Here is a 7,222-nt window from a genome sequence, read left to right on the forward strand (position 1 = left end):
CCGTCTTGCGAATCCTTCGGACCGACATCTACGCGCCCACCGGTGCTGTCATGGTGCGCCGCGGTCTGGCGCTGCGCAGCACGCTGCCGTCGCGCCAGCGACGGCATGCCGCCCGCTATCTGGTAGTCACCGAAGGCGCGCTGGCGGGTGGACGCATCACCCTCAGCGGACAGCCGGTGTTGATCGGACGAGCTGACGACTCCACGCTGGTGCTCACCGACGACTACGCCTCGACGCGGCACGCCCGGCTGTCTCAGCGCGGCTCGGAGTGGTACGTCGAGGATCTAGGATCGACCAACGGTACTTACCTTGACAGGGCGAAGGTGACGACTGCGGTACGAGTTCCAATCGGAACGCCGATTCGAATCGGCAAAACGGCGATTGAGTTGCGCCCGTGACCCGGGCATACGACGACGCTGCCGGCGCAGCCGGGATCGAGGAGTGGCGCCCGTGACCTTGGTCCTGCGATACGCCGCGCGGAGTGACCGCGGCCTGGTACGCGCCAACAACGAAGACTCTGTCTACGCCGGCGCACGACTGCTCGCGCTGGCCGACGGCATGGGGGGTCACGCCGCCGGCGAGGTGGCATCCCAACTGGTGATCGCGGCGCTGGCCCACCTGGATGACGACGAGCCGGGCGGCGATCTGCTGGCCAAGCTCGACAATGCGGTGCGCTCCGGCAACGCGGCCATCGCCGCCCAGGTGGAAGCCGAGCCCGAGCTCGAAGGGATGGGCACCACCCTCACCGCGATCCTGTTCGCGGGCGACCGCATCGGGATGGTGCACATCGGCGACTCGCGCGGCTACATGTTGCGCGACGGGGAGCTGACCCAGATCACCAAAGACGACACGTTTGTTCAGACCTTGGTCGACGAAGGGCGGATCACCCGGGAAGAAGCGCACAGCCACCCGCAGCGGTCGTTGATCATGCGGGCGCTCACCGGTCACGAGGTCGAGCCGACGTTGACCATGCGCGAGGCGCGTGCCGGTGACCGATATCTGCTGTGCTCGGACGGGTTATCGGATCCGGTGAGCGATGAGACCATCCTCGAGGCCCTGCAGATACCGGATGTCGCCGAGGCCGCATACCGCCTCATCGAGTTGGCGCTGCGCGGCGGCGGCCCGGACAACGTGACCGTCGTGGTCGCCGACGTCGTCGACTATGACTACGGGCAGACCCAGCCGATCCTCGCCGGCGCGGTTTCGGGCGACGAGGATCAAATGACCCTGCCCAACACCTCCGCTGGCCGCGCCTCAGCGATTCGGCCCCGCGATGAGTCCGCCAAACGCGTTGCGCCGCAACCGGACACACCGCAGCGGCCGCGCTGGCCGCGTCGGAAGATGTTCGTTGCCGTCGGTCTGGCGGTGCTGTTGGTGTTGGCGGGCCTCTCCGTCGGATGGTGGATCATCCAACGCAACTACTACGTCGCCGAATACGACGGTCGAGTCTCCGTCGTCCGCGGAATCCAGGGCACCCTGCTGGGCATCCCGTTGCAGCAGCCCTATCTGGTGGGCTGCCTCAACACCCGCAACGAGCTGTCCCTGGTCAGCTACGGGCAATCCGGTGGCCACTCGAACTGCCAGTTGATGGCGCTGCAAGACCTGCGCCGCCCCGGACAAGTCCAAGTTGAAACCGGACTGCCGGGCGGCAGCCTGGACCAGGCCGAGTCGCAGCTGCGGCAGCTGCTGGCCGAATATCTATTGCCGATCTGTCCGCCGCCGCGCGCCACGTCTCCGCCCGGCTCATCGGGCACCCGCAGCGGAACACCAGAATCCGGCACCACAGCATCACCAGCACCACCGACCACCAGCTCTCCGAGCGCCAGCCCCGCACCGAGCACGAGCGCCAACGGCCCCGCGAATTCCGCGCCGGCAGGTCCGACGACCACGTCGCAGACAGTAACCGCGCTTCCCGGGCCGCCACTTCAACCAGGCATCGATTGCCGGACGGTGGCATGACGACACAACTTCAGCCGCCGGTCGCGGTCACACCCCCGTTGCCTACCCGGCGCAATGCCGAGCTGTTGTTACTGGGCTTCGCCGCACTGATCACCGTCGCCGCGCTGCTGATAGTCGAAGCCAACCAAGAGCGCGATCTGCACTGGACCGCGATCAGCTACGGGTTGGTATTTCTTGTCGTCTTCGGGTCGGCGCACATGGCCATCAGGCGCTTCGCGCCCTACACGGATCCGCTACTCCTGCCGATCGTGGCACTACTCAACGGCCTTGGCTTGGTGATGATTCACCGGTTGGATCTGGTCACCAATCAGCTCAGCGGCCGGCACCACCCGAGCGCGACTCAGCAGTTGCTGTGGACCCTGATCGGCGTCGTGACCTTTTCCCTGGTCGTCACGTTCTTGAAAGACCATCGGCAGCTGGCACGCTACGGCTACATATGTGGACTGGTCGGTCTGATCTTCCTGGTGATTCCCGCGCTGTTGCCGGCGGGGCTGTCCGAGCAGAACGGCGCCAAGATCTGGATTCGCTTGCCCGGCTTCTCAATTCAGCCCGCTGAGTTCTCCAAGATTCTGCTGCTCATCTTCTTCTCCGCAGTGCTGATCGCCAAGCGCGGCCTGTTCACCAGCGTGGGCAAGCATTTCATGGGTTTGACACTGCCCCGGCCACGAGATCTCGCGCCGCTGCTGGCGGCGTGGGTGATCTCGGTCGGCGTGATGGCCTTCGAAAAAGACCTTGGCACTTCGCTATTGCTGTACACGTCATTTCTGGTGGTGGTCTACCTCGCCACCCAACGTTTCAGTTGGGTGGGGATCGGCCTGGTGCTGTTCGCCGCGGGAAGTGTTGTCGCGTATTACATTTTCGGCCACGTTCGGGTGCGGGTGCAGATGTGGTGGGACCCGTTCTCCGACCCCGACGGCAGCGGCTACCAGATCGTCCAGTCGCTCTTCAGTTTTGCCACCGGCGGGATCTTCGGGACCGGCCTGGGTAACGGTCAGCCCGATACGGTTCCCGCCGCCTCGACCGATTTCATCATCGCCGCGTTCGGCGAAGAGCTGGGGTTGGTGGGCCTGGCCAGCATCTTGATGCTCTACACCATCGTCATCGTGCGGGGTATGCGCACGGCAATCGCCACCCGCGACAGCTTCGGCAAGCTGCTGGCCGCGGGCCTGGCGTCGACGCTGGCCCTTCAGCTGTTCATCGTCGTCGGCGGGGTAACCCAGCTCATTCCGTTGACGGGACTAACGACGCCGTGGATGTCCTACGGTGGCTCGTCCTTGCTGGCGAACTACGTGCTGCTGGCCATACTGGCGCGCATTTCGCACAGCGCCCGTCGTCCGCTGCGCAGCCGCGCCCGCAAGCCGTCGATCGCGGCGGCCAGCACCGAGGTGATCGAGAAAGTATGAACGCCTCTCTGCGCCGGATCTCGGTGACCGTGATGGCGTTGATCGTGTTGCTCTTGATCAACGCCACGATGACGCAGGTCTTCGCCGCGGATTCACTGCGTGCCGATCCGCGCAATCAGCGGGTTCTGCTCGACGAGTATTCGCGCCAGCGCGGCCAGATTGTGGCGGGCGGCCAGCTGTTGGCTTATTCGGTCGCCACCGACAACCGCTACCGCTTCCTGCGCGTCTACCCCAACCCGGCGGAGTACGCGCCCGTGACCGGCTTTTATTCGTTGCGCTATTCCAGCACCGGTCTGGAACGCGCCGAGGATCCGCTGTTGAACGGTTCCGACGAACGGCTGTTCGGCCGCAGGCTGGCCGACTTCTTCACCGGTCGCGACCCGCGCGGCGCCAATGTCGTCACCACAATCAAGCCGCGGGTCCAGCAGGCCGCCTGGGATGCGATGCAACAGGACTGCGGCGGTCCGCCGTGCAAGGGCGCCGTCGTCGCCCTCGAACCGTCAACCGGCAAGATCTTGGCGATGGTGTCATCGCCGTCCTATGACGCCAACCTGCTGTCGTCGCACAATCCAGAAGTCCAGGCGCAAGCGTGGCAGAAGCTGCGTGACGACCCCAACAATCCGCTGACCAACCGCGCGATCTCAGAGACTTACCCGCCGGGGTCCACCTTCAAGGTGATAACTACAGCGGCCGCACTGCAGGCCGGTGCGTCCGACACTGAGCAGCTGACCGCCGCCCCCTCCATTCCGCTACCCAACAGCACCGCAACTTTGGAGAACTACGGTGGGGAGCCGTGTGGAACCGAGCCGACGGTGTCTCTGCGGCAGGCGTTCGCCCTGTCCTGCAACACCGCATTCGTCCAGCTCGGGATCCTCACCGGGTCCGATGCGCTGCGTAACATGGCGAACTCGTTTGGGCTGGACACCACGCCGAGCGTCATACCGCTGCAGGTCGCAGAGTCGACCGTCGGGATCATTCCGGACGCCGCGGCGCTGGGAATGTCTAGCATCGGCCAGAAGGATGTCGCTCTGACGCCCCTGCAGAACGCCGAGATCGCCGCGACCATCGCCAACGATGGGGTGACGATGCAGCCCTACCTGATCGACAGCCTCAAGGGGCCCGACCTGACCACGATTAGCACCACGGCGCCGTATGAGCAGCGGCGCGCCGTGTCGCCGCAGGTCGCGGCTAAGCTGACAGAGCTGATGGTCGGCGCCGAGAAGGTCGCACAGCAGAAAGGGGCCATTCCCGGCGTGCAGATCGCATCGAAGACTGGTACCGCAGAGCATGGCAGCGATCCGCGGCACACACCGCCGCACGCTTGGTACATCGCTTTCGCACCCGCACAGACCCCGAAGGTCGCTGTGGCGGTGTTGGTGGAGAATGGCGCCGACCGCCTATCTGCGACGGGGGGTGCACTCGCCGCGCCGATCGGACGGGCTGTGATCCAGGCCGCGCTACAGGGAGGACCATGAGCCCGCGAGTTGGTGTGACGCTGTCCGGCAGATACCGTCTGCAGCGCCTGATCGCCACCGGCGGCATGGGTCAGGTGTGGGAGGCGGTAGACAGCCGGCTGGGCCGACGCGTCGCGGTCAAGGTCCTCAAGCAGGAATTCTCCCAGGACCCCGAGTTCATCGAGCGGTTCCGCGCCGAAGCGCGTACCACCGCGATGCTCAACCACCCTGGCATCGCGGCCGTTCACGACTATGGGGAAAGCCAGCTGGACGGGGAGGGCCGGACTGCCTACCTGGTGATGGAGCTGGTCAACGGTGAGCCGCTGAACTCGGTGCTCAAGCGCACCGGCCGGCTGTCGCTGCGGCACGCACTGGACATGCTCGAGCAGACCGGTCGTGCGCTGCAGGTGGCGCATGCCGCCGGGCTGGTGCACCGCGACGTCAAACCCGGCAACATCTTGATCACCCCGACTGGCCAGGTGAAGATCACCGACTTCGGTATCGCCAAGGCCGTCGACGCCGCACCGGTGACCCAGACGGGGATGGTGATGGGCACCGCCCAGTACATCGCACCCGAACAGGCCCTGGGCCACGACGCCACCCCGTCGAGTGACGTGTACTCGTTAGGAGTCGTTGGCTACGAGGTTGTATCGGGCAAGCGGCCGTTCACCGGTGATGGTGCCCTGACGGTAGCGATGAAGCACATCAAGGAACCGCCGCCGCCCCTACCCGCGGAGCTGCCGCCTAACGTGCGCGAACTCATCGAGATCACGCTGGTGAAGAACCCCGCGATGCGGTACCGCAGCGGGGGACCGTTCGCCGAGGCTGTGGCCGCGGTACGTGCCGGTCGTCGTCCGCCGCGGCCCAGCGCGACACCGCCGGCCGGCCGAGCATCACCGGCGGCCATCCCGTCCAGCCCCACGACCAGGGCCGCCGCGGTGTCTCCGGCCCGAACCGCCGCGCCCCGCCGGTCGCGGCCGACCACCGGCGGCCATAGGCCCCCGCCGGCGAGGCGGACCTTCTCGTCGGGTCAGCGGGCGCTGTTGTGGGCCGCCGGTGTGCTCGGCGCGCTGGCGATCATCATTGCGGTGCTGATCGTCATCAATTCGCGGGCGGACCAGCAGCAACAGCCACCGACGGTGACCGACACCGGCACCCCGCCCGCCTCGGCGCCGCCGAGCAAGACTCCGAGCGGTGCTGGGGCCCGGCCCGAAATGCGGCTTAATTGGCCGGATGACGGGACAATAGGGACTTCCGGCTTTCACAACGTGCCGGCCCGACACGGAACACCGCAATGACCACGCCGCAGCACCTGTCCGACCGCTATGAACTGGGCGAAATCCTCGGCTTCGGGGGTATGTCCGAGGTTCACCTGGCCCGTGACGTCCGTTTGCATCGCGAAGTCGCGGTCAAGGTGCTGCGCGCGGATCTGGCCCGCGACCCCAGCTTTTACCTTCGCTTCCGGCGCGAGGCGCAAAACGCCGCCGCATTGAATCATCCGTCCATCGTCGCCGTCTACGACACTGGCGAGGCCGAGACACCCACCGGGCCGCTGCCCTACATCGTCATGGAATACGTCGACGGCGTCACCCTGCGCGACATCGTCCACACCGACGGCCCCCTGCCACCCCGCCGGGCCATCGAGATCATCGCCGACGCGTGCCAGGCGCTGAACTTCAGCCACCAAAACGGCATCATCCATCGAGACGTCAAGCCGGCCAACATCATGATCAGCACCACCAATGCGGTCAAGGTGATGGACTTCGGTATCGCGCGCGCGATCGCCGACAGCGGCAACAGCGTCACCCAGACCGCCGCGGTGATCGGAACCGCGCAGTATCTCTCCCCAGAGCAGGCTCGCGGTGAAGCCGTCGATGCGCGTTCCGATGTGTATTCATTGGGCTGCGTTCTCTACGAAATCCTCTCGGGCGAGCCACCTTTCACGGGTGACTCGCCGGTGGCCGTTGCCTACCAACATGTTCGGGAAGATCCGGTCCCGCCGTCGCAGCGGCACGATGGCATCTCCGCCGACCTCGACGCCGTGGTGCTCAAGGCGCTGGCCAAGAATCCCGACAACCGTTATCAGACCGCGGCGGAGATGCGTGCTGATCTGATCCGGGTGCACAACGGGGAGAAACCCGAGGCGCCCAAGGTGCTCACCGACGCCGACCGGAGCTCGCTGCTGTCGTCCAACACCGGCAGCTCCGGCCCGTCGCGGACCGACCCGCTGCCACGCCAGGTTCTCACCGACGCGGGCGAGGACCGCAGCGTCGGCTCGGTCGGCCGGTGGATTGTCGCGGTGGCCGCGCTCGCGGTGCTGACGATCGTTGTTGTCATTGCTTTCAACACGTTCGGCGGCAGTGCCCGTGATGTGCAGGTGCCCGATGTGCGGGGGCAGGTGTCCGC

Annotated in this window: 6 protein-coding genes; all 6 read left to right on the forward strand. The window is 66.1% G+C overall.

Translation table 11 applies throughout. From position 1 onward, the window contains the following. On the forward strand, nt 1–398 hold a 398-nt coding region (locus tag VFW69_RS15885; RefSeq protein WP_526502462.1), incomplete at its 5' end, for an FHA domain-containing protein FhaB/FipA. A gap of 52 nt (nt 399–450) precedes the next feature. Next, a complete protein-coding gene (locus VFW69_RS15890) occupies nt 451–1,959 on the forward strand; it encodes a PP2C family protein-serine/threonine phosphatase (protein ID WP_526502463.1) in 1,509 nt (502 codons plus the stop codon). Continuing rightward, entirely contained in the window at nt 1,956–3,362 is a 1,407-nt protein-coding gene (rodA, locus tag VFW69_RS15895; RefSeq protein ID WP_526502464.1) for a peptidoglycan glycosyltransferase RodA, read from the forward strand. The genes VFW69_RS15890 and rodA overlap by 4 nt, the downstream gene beginning before the upstream one ends. Further along, nucleotides 3,359–4,837, forward strand: coding sequence for a D,D-transpeptidase PbpA (pbpA, locus tag VFW69_RS15900; protein ID WP_526502465.1), 1,479 nt, complete (start codon nt 3,359–3,361; stop codon nt 4,835–4,837). The genes rodA and pbpA overlap by 4 nt, the downstream gene beginning before the upstream one ends. Further along, the gene (locus VFW69_RS15905; protein ID WP_526502466.1) at nt 4,834–6,114 is read left to right on the forward strand and encodes a serine/threonine-protein kinase; all 1,281 of its coding nucleotides are present in this window, start codon (nt 4,834–4,836) and stop codon (nt 6,112–6,114) included. Before pbpA ends, VFW69_RS15905 begins: the two co-directional genes overlap by 4 nt. After that, nucleotides 6,111–7,222 (forward strand): Stk1 family PASTA domain-containing Ser/Thr kinase (gene pknB / locus VFW69_RS15910; RefSeq protein ID WP_526502467.1); only part of this gene is annotated, 1,112 nt, incomplete at its 3' end. The genes VFW69_RS15905 and pknB, both read left to right, overlap by 4 nt.

This window comes from Mycobacterium sp., assembly GCF_036273375.1.
In the GTDB taxonomy this organism is placed as follows: Bacteria; Actinomycetota; Actinomycetes; order Mycobacteriales; family Mycobacteriaceae; genus Mycobacterium.